We start from the raw sequence: 17,801 nt of genomic DNA, 5'->3' as shown, positions 1-17,801 counted from the left end.
TTATTTTGTGATTGCTGGGGTTGATTAATCGATTGGGAACCACGGAACAGACAGAAAGCTCGGAATTGCTTGGGTTGTCAGTTGCTTGGGTTGATAATTCAATTTTGAACCACGGAAGGGCACGGAAGGGCACGGAATACACGGAAGTGCTTGGGTTGTGGATTCCTTGGGTTGAGGGATCATTTTTGAACTTTTTGATTAGTGGATGATTCGTTCTATTTGGACTTTGGGGTGATGGCCGAAGTTGATTAGGAGGCCTAAGCGTTTGTTGGTGGCTTTGAGGTAATTGTGGACTTGGGCACGGTGGGTGTCGTCGATGTTTTTGGCAGCTTTGATTTCTAAGATGATTTCATCGTAGCAGATGAAGTCAGGTTTGTAGCTTTGCCTGAGAGGCTTGCCTTTGTAGCTCAGGCCGAGAGGTGACTGAGCTGCAAAGGGGATACCTTGCAGAGTGAATTCGATTTCTAAACACTCTTGATAGACATCTTCCAGGAATCCACTGCCTTTGTCTTTGTAAACTTCAAAACAAGCGCCCCGGAGGGCGTAGCTCTCGTCCTTGAATAGTAAACTCATGACAAAAACTTCCGTGAATTCCGTTCTTTCCGTGGTTCGTAATGCTCTACCCTATGAAATCCTTGGCGGGGGTTTCTTTGAGGTTGAAGCGTTCGGCGGCGTTTAGGAAGGTTAGGAGTTTGCTGCGGTCTTCGCCGTTGGCTTGGGTGATTAGGTTTCCTAACAGGGCTCCTACGCTGAGGTTCTTGATGTCCTCGGTTTCGATGCCGTATTGATCGATCCATGAGGCCATCTGGCTCTTGTAGTATTCCGGGTCGCCATTGAAGAAGGTTTCCTTCACGTCTTCTAACACACGGGAGTTGTTGACCGTGCGGTCGACCACTTTGCCGGTGGTGATCGCTTTGGTGATGCGATCGAAGAACTCGGTCTCGCCACCGACGATGTCGATCTTGGCAGACTTGAGGGCTTCGCCCACCACGATGGCTTGTTGCTCGGCGATCTGGCGTTGGACGTCGATCTGGGCGAGGTCGACGGCTTTTTCCTTCTCGAGTTCGAGTTTGAATTCCTCGTGGTCCTGACCGGCTTCCTCGAAGAGTTTCATCGCGGCGGCTTTCTGCTCGATGCCGGTGGCTTCGGCTTCGAACTTCAGGCGACTGACGGTAGCGTCTGCGGTGCCTTGTTTCTCAGAGGCATCGGCCTTGGCGACCATGACTTCAGCTTCACCCATGCCGACGGCAGCGGCTTCCTTGGCGGTGGCTTCGGCGAGCATTTTCTTGGCGGCTGATTGTTTCTCAGCGGCGGCTTGCTCGGCCTCGGCAGCGACGACGATTTCCTCGGCGCGGAGTTCGGCAGCTTGTTTATCGGCCTCGGCGGCTTTGACTCTTTCGTAGAGTTCCTGGTCGGCTTTGAGGATGGCAGCTTCCTTGAGAGCCTCGGCGCGCTTGATTTGCTCGATGAGGATTTCCTGGGCGAGGGCTTCGGCGTTGGTGACTTTGACTTGCTTGTCTCGGTCGGCTCCGGCGAAGGCTTCGGTATCGAGGATTTTCTGCTGCTCGATGACCACGGTCTTCTCGACAGCGACGCGTTCTTTGATCACGTCTTGGATTTCCTTACGCTGGACCTCGAGGGCTTTCTCTTTCTCGATGTCTTTCAGCTCGGTGATGCGCTGGCGTTCGATGGACTCGAGTTCCTGGTCGCGTTTGACGCGCTCAATCTCGACGGCATCGGTGCGCTCCTTGTTGCGCAGGGCGACGAGCACCTGGCGCTGTTTGTTTTCCTCGGCGATGAGGATTTCTTCTTCGGCAGCGATGCGTGCTTGCTCGGCCTTCTGGCGTTGCTCTTCCTGCACCTGCATGGTCTCGGCGGTTTCGCGGGCCTGGACGGTTTCGACTTCGCGTTTTTGTTTGGCCTCGGTCTCGGCGAGTTGGCGCTCGAGCTCGAGGATGGCCTCGCGGGCTTCGACGTCTTGTTGTTTGATCACCTTTTCCTTGTCGCGCAGGATATTGTTAGAAAGTTTCGCCTGCTCGGCAGTGAGGTGGTGGATTTTTTTCATACCCTCGGCGTCGAGGATGTTATCGGGGTCGAGCGACTCGAGGGGTGTCTGTTCGAGGTAATCGATGGCGGCATCATCTAGCACGAATCCATTCAGATCTGTGCCGATGATCTTTAGCATTTCATCGCGGAAGGTATCGCGCTCTTCGTAGAGCTGGATAAAATCAAATTTCTTACCGACGGTTTTCAGGGCTTCGGAGAACTTGGCATCGAAGAGGGCGCGGATTTCTGATTCAGAAGAAGCGCGGTCGCAACCGATGGACTCGGCTACGCGGAGCACGTCGTCCTCGATATTGTTAACTCGAACAAAGAAGGCGACCTTAATGTCTGCGCGCATATTGTCCTTACAGATCAGGCCGTTTTTCCCTGTTCTGTCGACCTCGATGCGTTTGACGGAAATGTCCATCAGCTCGGCTCGGTTGAACAAGGGGATGACGGTGCCGCCGTTGAAGATCACCTTGGTCTTGGGGAGACCTGTGACCACCAGGGCGGTGCCTTTTTCCACCTTACGATAGAACAGAAGGATGAGGACGAAGAGGCCGGCGATGAGGATCGCGATGGGGATGACGATGGCCCAGATCCATTCGGGTCCGGCAAGTGCGATGATGTTCATGCTATTCATTTTATTGGTTGTTGGATTATTTGAGTTAGAGGGTTCTGACGGTGTAAAGGCCGCGTTTTTTATCGTAGGCTACGACGGCGACCTCGGTGCCGCGGGGGATGGGAGATTCTTCAGAGGTAATACAGCTGAGTGTGGCTGGAGCGCCTGAGGTGCGTTTCTGCTCACACTGTCCGTATTTTCCAGTCACTTCGACAGATACCACCGTAGCGGTGCCGCCGACTGCCGGTTCTGCTTTTTCTAACTGCTTCATTTTTCTGAAAACAGGAACCAGTGGGGCAGTGGCTATTTTTACCAAGATGACAGAAACCACGAAGGATGAGAAAAAGATCACCAGCACGAGCCAGTCCTGGTGCTCGGGGTTGAGGTAATAATTGGCCATCATGGAGGAGACCCACATGAAGACGGAGAGCAGTGTTAGGATGGCCATCAAGGGCACATCGGCTGCGTTGACAAAGCGCAGGGCGGAGGCAATCGGTGAGGGGACGTTGCTGCTGTCGCCATCTACGTCAGCATCGAGATCCAGATCGGGATCGAGGTCGATGTCTAGCGAGTCGACACCAAAGATGCCGAGTATGCAGCTGATCCAGTAGAGCATGAACAAACCGACGACACAGGTCAGCGGTAAGTTGTGTGGTTGTATAGCGATTTCCCAGAGTTCCTTCACGACGATGTGATAAAACAGGAAAAGGTTACATCGTGCTATTACAAATGTTCGTATTTTTTGCAGTCCCGACGCAAGGTGCTGGATCTACGACGGGCTGATAATAAAAATACGTTAGATATCACGGCTGCGCGCCGCGATGCCCATGAGGGCGTAGGTGAGTTTGGCAGCCGTGTAGGAGCAAGAGTGGAGCTCTGGGCGGGGGGCTAGCTCGACGACGTCTAGGCCGAGAATTTTGCGGCCTTTGGCTGCGGCTTCGCAGGCATCGAGGGCTTGCCACCAAGTGAGGCCGCCGGGTTCCGGGGTGCCGGTGGCGGGCATGAGGGAGGCGTCTAGGCCGTCTACGTCGAAGGTGAGGTAGATGTTTTTGGGGAAATCGGCTGGGAGGAGGTTTTCGGGGATGCCGTGGCGTGCGAGTTCGCGGGCGTCTAGGTAGGCGATGTTTTGGTCGGCGCGGTATTCGATTTCTTCCTGGCAGAGGTTGCGGATGCCGATTTGGAAAATGGGGACGCCGAGCTCGTGGATGCGGCGCATGACACATGCGTGGCTGTTAGGTGAGTCCTCGTAGGCGTCGCGGAGGTCGGCGTGGGCATCGATTTGGACGACGCCGAAGTCTTGGCGGAGATTGTGCAGGGCGCGGACTGGGGCGATGGAGAGGGAGTGCTCGCCGCCGAGGGTGACGGGGATTTTTCCTGCTTCGTAAACGGGGGTGCAGGCGGTTTCGAGGTTTTTGAAACAGGTTTCGGCGGAGGAGGTGCAGTCGACTGCGTCAGTGGTGTGGATGCCGAGTTCGCCGGGGTAACTGGTGCCATCGTGCGCTTCTAACTGGTAGGAGGCTTCGAGGATGGCTTCGGGGCCGAGGTTTGTGCCACCGCCGTAGGAGACGGTCTGTTCCATGGGCATCGGGATGATGTGGAAGAGGGCGTCTTCTGGGGTAGACTGGGGGAACTCGGAGGATAGGAAGTGCATGATTTTTTTTTGACCGCTAAATACGCTAAATACGCGAAAGTTTGCTTGGGTTGCGTGCTTGGGATGTTGCCTGCGGCGCTTTGACCGCGAAAAATTGCGAAATGCGCGAAAGGAAGACTTGGGTTGTGTGTGGCTGCTTACTGCTTACTGACTACTAACCACTGACCACCGTCCCCTAGGACAACCGGTCTCGGTAGGATTCGTAGGTGAATTCTTTGACTAGGTCGATTCGGTTGGAGGCTGGGTCGTAGTTGGCGATGGAGGGGAGGTTGACTCCGTTGAAGGTGGTGTTTTTTACCATGGAGTAGTGGGCCATGTCGGTGAAGACTAGGCGGTCGCCTACCTTGAGGTCTTCGTCGAATGAGTAGTCGCCGATGATGTCGCCGGCCAGGCAGGTTAGGCCGCCTAGGGTGATGGTGTGGGGTTTTTCGCCGGCTTCGCCGGCGCCGATGATTTCCGGGCGGTAGGGCATTTCTAACACATCGGGCATGTGGGCGGATGCTGATGTGTCTAAGATGGCTACTTCGTGGCCGTTGCTGTTGAAGCGGTCGAGGACGGTGCTGACTAGGAAGCCGGTGTTGAGGGCGACGGCTTCGCCGGGTTCTAGGTAAACTTCTAGCTCGTAGGTGTTGCGCATGTGCTTGATGAGCTGGACTAGGAGATCGGTGTCGTAGTCAGGTCGGGTGATGTGGTGTCCGCCGCCCATGTTGAGCCATTTCATGTTGAGGAGATGACGGCCGAATTTCTTTTCTACGTGTTCGAGAGTCCGCTCTAAGGTGTCGGCTCCTTGCTCGCACATGCTGTGGAAGTGGAGGCCTTCGATGCCTGTAAGGTCGGCTTCGTTGAGGACGTCGGCGGTGATTCCGAAACGGGTGCCGGGTCGGCAGGGGTTGTAGATTTCCGTTTCTACTTCGGAGTATTCCGGGTTGATGCGGAGGCCGTAGGAGGCTTTGTTTTCTTCAGCGGTGACGATGCTTTGGAAGCGCTGCCATTGGCTTAGGCTGTTGAAGGTGATGTGGTTGGCTCGGGTGGAAAGCCAGCGAACTTCGGAGCCTTTGTAGGCGACGCAGTAGGTGTGGATTTCTCCGCCGAACTCCTCGATGCCGAGTTTGGCTTCGTTGATGGAGCTGGCGGTGGTGCCCTTTAGAACCTTGGCAATCTGGGGGAAGGTGGAGTGGGTGGCGAAGCCTTTGAGGGCTAGGATGATGTTGCCACTGCTGCGCTCTTGGACATCGGCGAGGATCTTGAGGTTGTTGGCTAACAAACCTCGGTGGAGGAGATGGCAAGGGGTGGGGATCGACGGGCGAGCGCAGATGGTTAGGATGTCTTTGGACATGATTTTTTTGACCGCGAAATACGCTGAATACGCGAAAGTTGTTTGGGTTGATGCCTGCGGCGCTGGACCGCGAATCTTGCGAATTGGGCGAATTTTTCTTGGGTTGATTATTCGATTTTTCAACCACGGAAATTTCGGAATTTACGGAAAGTTTCAGGGGTTGTGTTTTTTGAGCTGCTCAAGGAATGGGGCGCCGTCGACTACTTGCCAGGGGAGGCCGTGTTGGTTTAGGGCTTCCATGAAGGGGTCTGGGTCGTTTTGCTCCATGTTGCTGACGCCTGGTGTTTTCCAGTGACCTTCGAGGATCATTTTGGCGCCGATCATGGCGGGGACTCCGGTGGTGTAGGAGATGGCTTGGGAATTGGTTTCGGCGTAGGCCTCTTGGTGGTCGCAGATGTTGTAGATGTATTTCTGGAGACGTTTGCCGTCTTTGACGCCGTCGATGACGCAGCCGATGCAGGTTTTGCCTTTAGTGAGGGGGCCTAGGGAGGCTGGATCTGGGAGGACGGCTTTGAGGAATTCTAAGGGGGCGATTTTTTGGCCTTGGAAATCGACGGGTTCGATGGCGGTCATGCCGACGTTTTGCAGGACTGTTAGGTGATTGATGTAGTTCTGGGAGAAGGTCATCCAGAAGCGGATGCGTTTGAGGCCTTTGAGGTTCTGGCAGAGGGATTCCATTTCCTCATGGTAGAGGAGGTAGATGTCTTTGGTGCCTACTTCATCATGGGGGAAGTCGAATGGTTGATGGACTTCTAACGGCTCGGTTTCTTTCCAGTCGCCACCTTCCCAGAAGCGGCCTTTGGCGGTGATTTCGCGGATGTTGATTTCTGGATTGAAGTTGGTGGCGAAGGGGAGGCCGTGGTCGCCGGCGTTGGCATCGATGATGTCGACGGTGTGGATTTCATCGAAGAAATGCTTTTGGGCGTAAGCGCAGAAGACGTTGGTGACGCCGGGGTCGAAGCCTGATCCAAGAAGAGCTGTTAGACCGGCGTCTACGAAGCGTTGGTGGTAGGGCCACTGGTAGGTGTAGGAGAATTTTGGGTCGTCTTTCGGCTCGTAGTTGGCGGTGTCCAGGTAATCAACACCGGCTTCGAGGCAGGCTTCCATGAGGGTGAGGTCTTGGTATGGGAGGGCGACGTTGATGAGGATGTCAGGTTTGACTTGTTTCATCAGGGCGACGACTTCGGCGACGTTGTCGGCATCGACGGCGGCGGTTTCGATCGGGTAGTCGATCTCGGCGGCGATGGTATCGCAGCGAGACTTGGTGCGGGAGGCTAGGGTGATCTTGCCGAAGGTGTCTGGGAGTTGGGCGCACTTGTGAACGACGACGCGGCCGACGCCGCCGGCTCCGATGATGAGTGTGGATGGTTTATGGGACATGGGAAATTGGGATTGCTTTATGGGAAACAGGAATTGGGGATTAGGAAATAGGTGCTAGCTCCACTGGGGTGGAGGGAGTTGGAGTTAGGAGTTGTGGGATTCGAAGTAAGTGTAGCCGCCGATACTTTCGCGGTAGGCGTCCATGATTTGGCGGCGCTGGGCGGGGGTGATTTTGCCTTCTTCGACGGAACGTTCGGCTAGGGAGCGGAAGCGTTCTTCTAGGTTCTTGGTATCGTATTCTACGTAGGAGAGGACGTCTGAGATGGTGTCGCCTGCTAGTTCGCGGAGGTATTGGGTTTTGCCGTTTTTGACGCCGACGCTGACTACGTTGGTATCGCCTAACAGGTTGTGGAGATCGCCTAGAGTTTCTTGGTAGGCTCCGACTAGGAAGACTCCTAACAGATAGTCTTCGCCTTCTTTGAGGGCGTGGAGGGGGATATGCTTTTGGTGTTCGCCGTCGATGATGAAGTTATCGATGCGGCCATCGCAGTCGCAGGTGATGTCAGCGAGGGTGGCTTTGGCGGTGGGTTCCTCGTTGAGGCGGTGGATGGGCATTACCGGGAACAGCTGGTCGATGGCCCAGGAGTCTGGGAGCGACTGGAAGAGGCTGAAGTTTCCGTAATAGACATCGAGGAATGGGTCACCGTCGGCAAGGATTTCTGGCACGTCTTCCATGGTTTTGGCGATCTCATGGATGCGGGTGATGATGCGGGTGAAGAGGGAGTTACAGTAGGCTCTCTCGCGTAGGGAGACGTTGCCGTGACGGAACAGGGAGAGGATTTCCTCGCGGTAGTATACGGCGTCGTTGTAGCACTCCTGGAGGTTTTCCTCGTTCAGGTAGCTTTCTACTTCGCTGAGTTTGTTGAGGTGGGGGTGGGTTTTCTCGGGGATGCTTTGTGGGACCGAGTCGGCGGAGGGGCTGTTGACATCGAGGATGTTGAAAATGAGGACGGAGTAGTAGGCGGCGACGGCTCGGCCGGATTCGCTGATGATTGTTGGGTGGGGGTGGCCGGCTTCGTCTGAGACGGTTTTCACGACGTCGATGATGTCGGCGGCGTATTCGTAGATGCCGTAGTTCCGGCTGCTGTGGCTGTCGCTTCGGGAGCCATCGTAGTCGATGCCGAGACCTCCACCGATGTCTAACAATCCCATGGCTGCGCCTTCATTGACCAGTTCGTTGTAGATGCGTGAGGCTTCAGTGGCGGCCTCGCGGATGGAACGGATGTCGGGGACTTGGGAGCCTTGGTGGTAGTGGAGCAGTTTGAGGCAGTCTAACATTTCGTTCTCACGAAGCGTATCGACGGCGTTGAGAATCTGGTTAGTGGTCAGGCCGAAGACGCTGTTCTCGCCACTGGAGTGTGACCAGTGGCTGTTGTTGCAGGTGGAGAGCTTGGCGCGGACACCTAACATCGGACGGATGTCGAGGGCTTTGGACCGCTCGAGGATGAGGCTGATTTCGCTGGGCATTTCCACGACCAGGATGATTTGCAGTCCCATCTTGGTGCTTTGTAGGGCGAGGTCGATGAACTCTTGATCCTTGTAGCCGTTGCAGATGATGTAGGCTTTGGGATCGTGCATGTAGGCGAGGGCAGCGAGGAGTTCAGGTTTACTGCCGGCCTCGAGACCGTAGTGATACTGCTCGCCGAACTCGGTGATTTCCTCGATGACCTGCTGCTGTTGGTTCACCTTAATGGGGTAAACTCCGCGGTAGTTGCCTTGGTAGTTGTTTTCCTTGATGGCGGAATTGAAGGCGTTGTTCAGGTTGCGGATGCGGTCGGCCAAGAGATCGTGGAAACGGAGTAGCAATGGAGTGTCCAGGCCACGCTCGCGGATGCCCTCGACGATTTCCGGAATGCTGACGGAGGCTGTTTTTCCTTCGTCGTGCAAATGCACATGGAGCTCGCCGTTTTTGGCGATGCTGAAGAATTCGTTGGCCCAGTTATCGACTCCGTAGAGATCGTTGGACGACTCAATGTCCCACGAGGAAGACTTGCTCATGATTGTTTATGTTAGAAAATGGGGTTTAGTCCCAATCGACGTCCACTTGGGTCGGATTACCGTTGCGGTCGTGGTATTTTAGAAATCCGTTTTTGATGCCGTATTCGTGCACCTCTTTGGTGACTTTGACATCGTAGCAGCAATACTCGGCGATTTTCATCATCGGCTCGGTATTGCCGGTTTTTTTATACTCCTGCCACCAGCGAAGGGCGTCTAAGCCGTCGGCGGATTTGCCCATGCCGAGGGAGGCGGATGCGAGGGAGTCCAGCTTCAGTCGGTGACCGAGAATTTTTTCCACTTCGATGAGCATATCGAGGTTCACCGTGCTGTCTGCCAGGTCGAGGATGGTGTAGCCTTGGAGCACGGGGTAATCGAAATACATGTGGTTGTAGCCGACCACAAGATCTGCGCGGGTGAGCATGTTGACTAGGCCTTCGGTATCGTTCTCGCCGAAAATGTGATATTGCTCGGTGCGGGTGGAGTAGGCGACGCCGACGGAGATGCCCATTTTATCTTTGTTTTTGGCCCCTCCCACGTCGCCGAAGCTACGCTGGGTTTCCAAGTCAAAATAAACGATGTCGCGCATGTGAGGAGAGTTAAGAATCAGGACTCAAGAATCAAGGATTACTTGAGCAGAGATTCCAAGGGCGAGGTGATCCAAGGGGCTGCACGGTGGCGGCGCAGCTTATCAAGACACGATTGTGCAGCGGCTCGATTGCCTAATAGGGCGTGGGCTGTGCCTTGATCGGCGAGGAGCAAGGGATCAGGGCGTTTGGGGTTCAAGCGTTGTTGGATTTCAGCGAGTGCAGAGTATAAGGCTGTTTCGGCTTGGGCGTTCTGTTTGAGTCCGTAGAGGGCTCGGGCGCGCTTGACCTGCCAGTCTGATTTCCAGCGTCGGTCCTTGAGTTCCGAATCGATGATTTTTAGTGAGTCTTGGAATTTCCCAGCATCGATCATGCTGTCTACCCAGTGGGCTTTGAGCACGGCGCTGGGGTGCAACTCCATACCGGTTTTTAGGTTTGAAATTCGCTGATCGTGGAGCTTCAAAACTCGCTGGTTCTCAGAACGCAGGAGGAACCATTCGATTTCACCTTTGGGTTTTTCTTTGAAAGCGAGTTGGCATGCTTGGAGTGATGGCTTGGCCTTGCTGCTGACATGATAGGCCTCGGCTCGGAGCATGTGTAAAGCGGCGCGCTGTTCAGGTGTGGTTGCAAGCGGCATCGCCTGAGTCGCCGACTGCAGGGCTCCGTCAGAGTTGTGTGCCGCTAATTCCAGACTGCCTAACTCGATACGATATCCCAGGTTCTTTGGCGCGAGCTTGATGGCTTCAAGCAGGTCGGGCTTGGCTTTTTGAAGTTGGCCCAGAGACCGGTAAGCCAGCGCCCGCTGATAGAGGTGAGCCGGAGTGCGTTCCTTCTTAAGCTCGATATTGAGGTGTTCGAGAGTATGCTCGGCGCTTTCGTGAGCTCGTAAACCAGTCAGGCTCAGCATAGCCGAGGCTAGCATGATCGATGAAATACGGGCGAACATCTACTTGGTTTTGAGAATGAGCGCTGGGTGTAGACTGAAATCGGAACTCTTCAACGACACGTTATGCCCTTCGATGGCGATGACATTATCCCCACGTTTGAGCAAATGCGCATACGGCTTGAGATCAAATAACTCAAATGTTCCAGCTTCGTGGGATGATATTTGTTTGGCTTTGGCTGCGTTTCCTTTGCCTACACCTCTACGCATGGCTTCCTTACCATTGAGGTAGAGGATGAACGCGTCATCGTAGTTGATAGCGAGCCAGAGTTTGAGAGCGTCATTAGGTTGATCAATTTTGAATGATCTGCGCAGGTAAACGGTGCTGAATTTGCCGCGCATGTCCAGCACCGTGCTGTCATCATTATCTCCGTATCCGAAACCAGCCTTGCCAATTTTCCAGTTGGAAATATCAAAGTCTGCTGCGGTCCAGTTTGCAGGTGGGGTGGCGCCTGCCAGAAAATGCCAATCGGCGTTTTTCTTGATGAGGTATTTGCCCTCACTCGGTGGACCTGGTTTCCACGGCTTGGCGATGCGCTTGGGGGTGACTTCTTTCTTTTTCTCGATATAAAAACGATCGAGAATGTTGCCTTCACTATCCAGCATCAAGGCCTTCATTGTGTCGCCTGAAATATGAACCAGAGAGGATCCGTGGATCACCATGCTGCGCTTCATGACAGGGGAATAACCTTTGCGTCTAAGGCCGGTGCCGCCGTGTCCGGTGACTACTTGCACGGTGCCTTGGTTAGGTTTGAGTCCGGGGCTCTTCTGATAGGCACCGTCGCCAGTGACATCGCCATCGCCATCGTCTAACACTTTGTTCTCGGCTACCGTAGGGGTTTCATATGCGCCGTCGATTAGCATCGAGCGTTCATAAATGTGCGAGTGGCCAGTTAGAACGAGATCCACACCTCCAGACTCAAGGATGGGCATAATGTGCTGCCGCATCTCGATGAGTTGATGCTCCTTGTCGCTGTCGTGTGAGCCTTTGGTGTATGGGGGGTGGTGCCAGAAGGCGATGATCCAGTCGGATTTCCCAGTTGATGTTTTGGCGAGGTCTTCGCGCAGCCACTGAGCCATGGCGGCGGTGGGTCGACGATCGAGGTCATGTGAGTTGAGCACAATAAAGTGGGCCCGACCGTAGTCATAGGAGTAGTAGGATTCCTTACCTGATGGCACCCCGCCAGCTTCTCCCTGGGTGGGATTGATGTAAGCGTCATAAAACGGACCGACGCCGGTGTTTCCATTCGATGTGCGCCCTTCATGATTACCCATGGCAGCCCAGCAGACGGTGTTGCGCAAAGTGGTTTTGTAGATATTGAAAAAGCTGTTTTGGAACTCTTTGTCTCTGCCATCGGTGTAAGCCATGTCGCCTACGTGAATATACATATCAAGAGTCAGCTTATTCTTGATGTTATACTCGCGCATCGCCTGATGGACTTTTTGCTGGATGGGGCGGCCCGTGCCGGAGTCGCCAACTGCCCAAAAGTAGAGGTCTCTCTTGGCTCCAGGTTTCGGGTGGGTGCGGAAGTAATAGCTGCCATCATCTTGAGTGACGCGGTTTTCACCATGATAAACGGCGTAGTAGTAAAGAGTGTCCGGCTCGAGACCTGTGATGGAGCCTTCGAACTGATGGGTGTTTGCAGGGGCTGAGTGAAGTGGTTGTGTGCCGGGGGCGGCAAACTTTTGGATCCTTCGGTGGAGGACCTGAGGCCCGTGGCATACTTTGTCGAGGTCATCCCTTTTTTTGCCAAAGCGAACGCTGGGAACGACCTCCCGATCGCTTCTCCAGACCACTTTGATCGAGGTGGGTGTGGCTAGCTGTAGATATGGTGCACGAGTGACCGCGGACTGCACATGAGCCGGGACGAGAGCGCTAGCAAAGCAGAGAGAAATAAGGTGGAGCTTCAAATACGAGTTAATCATCGAACGAGACAGAGGTGATAAGTAGAAATAGGGATACGCCGAGCAAATTACATATTTCTCAACGATTTTGCGGCGTCGCTGCGAGAGGCGACAATGGCTGGCACGAGCGTAGCGAACACACACATGACAAAGGCGAAAACGAACACTCCGATGAACTCCGCTGGCTGCATGATCGCCGGAAGCCCTTCGAAGCCATTGAATTCTGATGGGAAGGGATCGAAGCCCCATGAAGCGAAAAGGTTCAGCACCGCCTGACGGTTGACGATCACAAAATAACCAAGCCCGAGGCCGATCAAGCCACCGAATAGGCCGATGATGATGCCCTGATAGAGGAAAACACGAACCAACTGAGCCGGAGCCGCACCAAGCGCTTTCATCACGCCGATCTCACGTTTTTTCTGAATGGTGACTGTGAACATCACCGCCATGATCGAGAAAGCGGATACCATCATGATGAAGGAAAGCGAAAAGGTGAGGAGCTGACGTTGTGTTTTGATCAGGGAAAATTGCTGCTGGTGATCTTCCATCCAAGTGCGGGCCTGCCAGGCACCACTTTCCGGCATGTTTTTGAGAATGGTTTCATTGAGAACTTTGGCCGCATGGTAGGGATCGTCTAGACGCAGAGCGATGCCGCGCACACCGTCGCCAAGGCCGGTCAAGTCCTGACCCGTGGGGAGGGGGACAAAAACATCGGGGCTGTAGGCATGTCGAGTAGCTTGATAGATCCCGATGACTTTCAAGTCCTTCGGCAGCACGATTGTTTTCATGTGTTTGACATCGTTGATGTCTCCTTCCTTGGTGTCGACGGTCTTGAGGGACTCCAAAAGCTCGATGGCTTTATCCATATGTCCCTTATTGAAAATATAGTCGCCACTACTGTCCGGACGCTCGGTGGTGCGCTCAAGGCTGTCGGCCAAGTGGTCTCGCACCGACTGCACAATGTCCTTTTCCGCAGTTCGCAGGTTACTTTCCTGCAGGGCCACCAGACGGTTGTAATAAAGGTCTTCGATGGTCGTGATTGCGACAGCTTCACGTTCTCCCGCGGCCTTCACGGCCTCTTTCATGTCCTTTTCCAAGGCTTGGATCTGGACGTTGAAGGTGGTGTAGGCTGAGTCTGAGCCGATGCGATCAAGCACAGGCTGGAGTTGCTTCAAGTTGCGGTTGGTGTGGATTTGAATGGTTTCGCCGACGCTGATGCCAAATTTTTCCGCAGTGAGCGATGAGATGACCGCCGTTTCGCCGAGTCCCATGTCCGCATTGCCATTACCATCTTTGATGAGGTCTTGTAATGATTTGAGCTGAGACTCATTGGTGGTATCGATGGCCTGCATGGATGCAGGTGCTACGGCCCCTTCGCGGTCGAGTAGGATGAAATCATTCACCAGTGCATAGGCGCTCTCCACCCCCTTGAGCGAGCTCATTGATTTCTCAACGGCGCGCCACTCCTCCTGGGCATTGTATTCGGGGAACTGCTCCGGATCTGGCCACGGGGCAACACGTTCGATGGTAATGTGCGGCGTGTAGCTGAGCACCCTTTCTTTCACGAGTTTTTCAAACCCACCGAAAACAGAGAGGACCACGACGAGGACCATCACCCCGATGGCGACACCCGCCAGGGAGATTAATGTGATGACGGAGACATGCGTGCGCAGTGGGTTTAAATAGCGCAGGGCAAGGAGTAGGCTGAAATTTTTTCTAACGATAACGTCGATGCCGGTTGTTCTAGGCGGCGAAAAAATGATACCTCTGAGGCGGCTTGTCCATCGAATAGTCCCGTCACCAACCGCCCTAATGCCCGATCAGTGCCGTAAAGTGAGAATATCTTCCTTTTTGAGCATAGGCGAAAGCGTCAATTCCCCATCGTTGAGCGTAATCGTAACCGCCCCGTACTGTTTTTGATCGTAGACCTTGATATCCAGCGTCTCGGTGATCTTCAGCCAGTCTTCCGAAATCCGCTCATGGGCAGGGTAGTGGTAGTTCGTGGTGATAATCGCTTTGGGGGCGATACGTTGGTAAAACTCATGACTCCCGGTGAAATCACCCGTATTTCTCCCCATCACGATGACATCCGCGCTCAGATCCATTCCCGACGACAGCATGCGTTTTTCTGTCCTGAATCCAGCATCTCCGGTGAACAGGATTTTCCAGCCATGCCAGTGCAAGCGAATGACGAGGCCTGTGTCATCGGCCAGACCGTAGCCGTCTAGCTCGGCGGGGGCGTGGAGGATTTCCATGTGCACACCGGGTTCGATTTGAAAAACCTGACCCAGTCGTGGGATGACGAGTTTGCAATCCTCCCGCGTGCCCTGTGTTAGAAAATCCTGATACGTGGGGCTGCGGAGATCTGTGCGTGGGATTAGCGCTTGTTTCGGATGGAAATTCGTCAGGCACTGACTCATCCCTCCGCTGTGACCTGACTCTGCATGCGTTACGATCAGCGAGTCCGGGGATCTGTGCAATGCATTCAGCGTGGGCAAGACATGATGACGTAGCTGATCCCTTCGTCCACTGTCTAATAAGATGCCTCCGCCAAGGTCGATGAAGCTGGCACCGCCACCCTGGGGAATATCGAAGACAATAATGCGATTGCCAGATGCCACACCCTGTTCTCGATACCAGTGGCTACCTGGTAAATTGGCGAAAAAAGCCGCGGAGCTGTATGTCGCTTTAGCGATCAGGGCATTGGTCCGATTGACGGTTTCCCCCATCGGTTGCCAAACGGCGCCTGCCGAAATGCCGAACATGGCGAAGGCAAGAATCAGAAATACCATCACCATCAAAGGTATGCCTGCGATCACGGCAATCGGCGTGATGATGCCGAAATGAAACCACATCAGTGGACCAGAACCCATCCACGCCGCCAGCGAAATTGAGATGGAGTTTTTCAGCCACTTCCTCCCGTTTAACATCCGCTCTTGCCATGGTGTTAGTAAAAGATGCGGCATGAAAGGGTCGATTTCGGCCATGGGTTTCAAGGCCCTCGCCCACATGCCAGCGAGAACAGCCAGCGCAAGTAATACCCCATAAGAGAGCTGGAAACCGGGTGTAAACAGTTGGTGCCCGTCCCATAATAGAACAGCCACCGCACTAGCCGCCAAGCTGTTGATGAGCGTTGGCCGACGTAAAATGAGAAAGCCTGATAGGAAAACGGCGGCCATCAGAACAGCTCTGACCGCAGGTGGTCTTAGCCCAGTGATGCCTGCATACATCGCCATGCCGAGAATAGTCAGTGTGATCAACATCCAGCGTGGCACTCGCAGGAACCAAAGCAGTAAACCGATGATCGTGCCCACCATTCCAACATGCAATCCACTAACAGCAAAAACGTGTAAGGTTCCGCTGTTTCTGAAATCATCCAGCATCGCAGAAGGCTGTGGCGGGCGCTCCCCTAACACGACGGCTCGGATCAGTTGGGCCTCCTGTGACTCGGATGCCAACCCTGCAGTCATTGCGTCTCGAAGCGGTATACGCCATTGAGACATCATCCTGACCGGAATCCTGAATAGGCTGACACCCTCAACATCGGGTGACTTCTCTGGCTGGATAGTTAGATCGGCCCCCTGCCTGTGTAGCCAGCGTGCCCGATCGAATCCGTGCGGGTTTCTGAGAATTGGCACGGGTGTTAAAACTCCCGTAACTGAGACGCGGTCACCGTATTCCAACGGCTCGGGCTTTTCTTGCATGAATGTGTGGTGCTTGCTGAGGGAGGAAAGCTGCACACGCACACCTGTCGGCAAGTTCTGATCAGAATCAGTGACTTTCACGAGATACGGGCCGGTTCCTCGCGCCCCGGTATCGATGATCACTCCCTTGAGCTTGATGTATTTGGTTTGGTATTCCGGATCGAGCGCTTGGACCCAGCGCTGCTGATGAGCAATCTCTCTACCGTGAAACCCCTGTGCCAGAACCAGTCCCGACAAGAACAGAGACACGGGTATTTTTCTGAAAATCAACGCGAGCAAGCCGGCGCATACCGCCACCTGCCACCACCATTCAGTCCCGTAATGATCCCCAATGAGCACGCCAGCGATCACTCCGATCAGTAGTGACCAGAGCGGACAACGAGCAAAGACCCGGCCGATGGAGCGCGACGAGAGCACAAGGAAATCACTCTAGCAGAGCGACCCGCTGGGGCAAGACCGCACTTACTGAGTCTGCGGTCGGAAAGTCAGATTGTTAGGAGATTTTAAATCTCACCTAACTCACGCAAACGGTGCGTGGCATTCGCTGAGTGACGAGTTTCTGGGAAAAGTTCGATCATTTGTTGCAGAATCACGACTCCTGACTCGCGATCTTCCTTGTCCTCAATATACATCTGAGAAAGACGGGCCATGAAATAGGCGGCATCGTTCACCGGCCACTCGTGGCTTTCCAAGGCTTCGCGCAGGGTTTGAATAGCAGCGTCGGGGTCTTCCAGATTATCATGTTGGATCTTGGCCACTTCCACCCATGGGAGGCGGTTGTATGGATCGTCATCCATCACGCTGCGGTAGACCTCGATCGCTTCTTCATAGTCACCACGGGCGTAGGCAGCACGGGCTCCCTGCATGGCATCTTCCTCCACCATTTCGCCGGAGTCATAGACCATGTGGGTGGCCTTTTCGGTAATGGCAGGTAACACATACATGATGAAAAGGATACCGACATACACACCGGCAAGCATCAGCGCAGGCAACTGAAATACAGCACTGGTGTCATCCTCACTATTCGTGTTCATAAACGTTGCGGTGACAACGCCGGCGACAAAGAGAAAAACGAGTCCATGGACGATCCATTTGGTCATGATGGAGAAATTTCTAGCACAGGGGCTTCGGCAGGGGAAGATAGAATGTGAATGAAATACAAAGTTTCATCCAATATTCAGAGTCTAACAGGTAGGCTACATCCTACGGGCGTTACGGCCCTCGTCGATCAGTTTCCAGAAGTGCTTGGACTTCGATAGCTCTTCATCCTCGGACAGCGGCATTTTCGAGCGGAACATGAAATCCGAGAAGGTGTTCTTATTCAGCACGCGGTGCACGGTCACCGAGCCATCCACGACTTCGAAGTAGATGCGGAAATCCTCAGTGCGGAAACGGTAGAGAGTCTTGCCGTCACGCACCATCTTGCCGAGATGCTGGCCGTCGTCACCGTGTTCGCCATCGAGATCTTTGAGATCGGCTTCAGTCACTTTGAAAGCGTCCAGAAGTTCGAGCTGCTCGAGAGTGCCGAGGCGTGAGATCTCCGCCGCGCTGATTTCGTTGAATACTATTTGAAGCACGCGAGAATGAAACACCCGCTAGACAAAAAGATCAAGCACTCTCGCGAGCAGCGCACGG

General features: G+C 54.2%; 14 protein-coding genes. All 14 read right to left on the bottom strand.

Annotation, left to right across the window (positions count from 1 at the left end):
* Window positions 1–198 precede the first annotated feature (198 nt).
* The 14 genes from ACSPJT_RS07385 to ACSPJT_RS07320 all read right to left on the bottom strand — a co-directional run bounded on the left by ACSPJT_RS07385 (window position 199) and on the right by ACSPJT_RS07320 (window position 17,743).
* Window positions 199–573, bottom strand: a complete 375-nt coding sequence (locus ACSPJT_RS07385) for a GxxExxY protein (protein WP_435895728.1) — start codon at window positions 571–573, stop codon at window positions 199–201.
* A gap of 46 nt (window positions 574–619) precedes the next feature.
* The gene (locus ACSPJT_RS07380) at window positions 620–2,677 is read right to left on the bottom strand and encodes a flotillin family protein (RefSeq protein WP_435895727.1); all 2,058 of its coding nucleotides are present in this window, start codon (window positions 2,675–2,677) and stop codon (window positions 620–622) included.
* A gap of 34 nt (window positions 2,678–2,711) precedes the next feature.
* Window positions 2,712–3,350, bottom strand: a complete 639-nt coding sequence (locus ACSPJT_RS07375; RefSeq protein WP_435895726.1) for a hypothetical protein — start codon at window positions 3,348–3,350, stop codon at window positions 2,712–2,714.
* A gap of 111 nt (window positions 3,351–3,461) precedes the next feature.
* On the bottom strand, window positions 3,462–4,316 hold the full coding sequence (speB, locus tag ACSPJT_RS07370; RefSeq protein WP_435895725.1) for an agmatinase: 855 nt from the start codon (window positions 4,314–4,316) through the stop codon (window positions 3,462–3,464).
* A 175-nt stretch (window positions 4,317–4,491) separates the two neighbouring features.
* Complete coding sequence (gene nspC / locus ACSPJT_RS07365; protein WP_435895724.1) at window positions 4,492–5,652, bottom strand: carboxynorspermidine decarboxylase; 1,161 nt, start codon at window positions 5,650–5,652, stop codon at window positions 4,492–4,494.
* 153 nt (window positions 5,653–5,805) lie between these two features.
* Complete coding sequence (locus ACSPJT_RS07360) at window positions 5,806–7,032, bottom strand: saccharopine dehydrogenase family protein (protein ID WP_435895723.1); 1,227 nt, start codon at window positions 7,030–7,032, stop codon at window positions 5,806–5,808.
* 84 nt (window positions 7,033–7,116) lie between these two features.
* A complete protein-coding gene (gene speA, locus ACSPJT_RS07355; protein ID WP_435895722.1) occupies window positions 7,117–9,030 on the bottom strand; it encodes a biosynthetic arginine decarboxylase in 1,914 nt (637 codons plus the stop codon).
* A 25-nt stretch (window positions 9,031–9,055) separates the two neighbouring features.
* Entirely contained in the window at window positions 9,056–9,616 is a 561-nt protein-coding gene (locus ACSPJT_RS07350; protein WP_435895721.1) for a ribonuclease H-like domain-containing protein, read from the bottom strand.
* A gap of 38 nt (window positions 9,617–9,654) precedes the next feature.
* Window positions 9,655–10,560 carry a hypothetical protein gene (locus tag ACSPJT_RS07345; protein WP_435895720.1) on the bottom strand — a complete coding sequence of 302 codons (906 nt, stop codon included), beginning with the start codon at window positions 10,558–10,560 and terminating at the stop codon, window positions 9,655–9,657.
* A complete protein-coding gene (locus ACSPJT_RS07340) occupies window positions 10,561–12,468 on the bottom strand; it encodes a metallophosphoesterase (protein ID WP_435895719.1) in 1,908 nt (635 codons plus the stop codon).
* Window positions 12,469–12,530: 62 nt separating this feature from the next.
* Window positions 12,531–14,099 carry an ABC transporter permease gene (locus ACSPJT_RS07335; protein ID WP_435896190.1) on the bottom strand — a complete coding sequence of 523 codons (1,569 nt, stop codon included), beginning with the start codon at window positions 14,097–14,099 and terminating at the stop codon, window positions 12,531–12,533.
* A gap of 183 nt (window positions 14,100–14,282) precedes the next feature.
* The gene (locus ACSPJT_RS07330) at window positions 14,283–16,583 is read right to left on the bottom strand and encodes a ComEC/Rec2 family competence protein (RefSeq protein ID WP_435895718.1); all 2,301 of its coding nucleotides are present in this window, start codon (window positions 16,581–16,583) and stop codon (window positions 14,283–14,285) included.
* Between the two features lie 86 nt (window positions 16,584–16,669).
* On the bottom strand, window positions 16,670–17,266 hold the full coding sequence (locus ACSPJT_RS07325) for a tetratricopeptide repeat protein (protein ID WP_435895717.1): 597 nt from the start codon (window positions 17,264–17,266) through the stop codon (window positions 16,670–16,672).
* A gap of 96 nt (window positions 17,267–17,362) precedes the next feature.
* On the bottom strand, window positions 17,363–17,743 hold the full coding sequence (locus tag ACSPJT_RS07320) for a hypothetical protein (protein ID WP_435895716.1): 381 nt from the start codon (window positions 17,741–17,743) through the stop codon (window positions 17,363–17,365).
* Between the last annotated feature and the right edge of the window lie 58 nt (window positions 17,744–17,801).

It is taken from the genome of Oceaniferula spumae, assembly GCF_042849255.1.
In the GTDB taxonomy this organism is placed as follows: Bacteria; Verrucomicrobiota; Verrucomicrobiia; order Verrucomicrobiales; family Akkermansiaceae; genus Oceaniferula; species Oceaniferula spumae.
The sequence above is the reverse complement of the archived record's forward strand: the minus strand, read 5'-3'. Positions and strand labels throughout refer to the sequence as shown.

Excerpts from the sequence above, each read along its gene's own strand:
- ACSPJT_RS07385 (WP_435895728.1), bottom strand. The coding sequence starts at position 573 with ATGAGTTTACTATTCAAGGACGAGAGCTACGCCCTCCGGGGCGCTTGT.
- ACSPJT_RS07380 (WP_435895727.1), bottom strand. The coding sequence starts at position 2,677 with ATGAACATCATCGCACTTGCCGGACCCGAATGGATCTGGGCCATCGTC.
- speB (WP_435895725.1), bottom strand. The coding sequence starts at position 4,316 with ATGCACTTCCTATCCTCCGAGTTCCCCCAGTCTACCCCAGAAGACGCC.
- nspC (WP_435895724.1), bottom strand. The coding sequence starts at position 5,652 with ATGTCCAAAGACATCCTAACCATCTGCGCTCGCCCGTCGATCCCCACC.
- ACSPJT_RS07360 (WP_435895723.1), bottom strand. The coding sequence starts at position 7,032 with ATGTCCCATAAACCATCCACACTCATCATCGGAGCCGGCGGCGTCGGC.
- speA (WP_435895722.1), bottom strand. The coding sequence starts at position 9,030 with ATGAGCAAGTCTTCCTCGTGGGACATTGAGTCGTCCAACGATCTCTAC.
- ACSPJT_RS07350 (WP_435895721.1), bottom strand. The coding sequence starts at position 9,616 with ATGCGCGACATCGTTTATTTTGACTTGGAAACCCAGCGTAGCTTCGGC.
- ACSPJT_RS07345 (WP_435895720.1), bottom strand. The coding sequence starts at position 10,560 with ATGTTCGCCCGTATTTCATCGATCATGCTAGCCTCGGCTATGCTGAGC.
- ACSPJT_RS07325 (WP_435895717.1), bottom strand. The coding sequence starts at position 17,266 with ATGACCAAATGGATCGTCCATGGACTCGTTTTTCTCTTTGTCGCCGGC.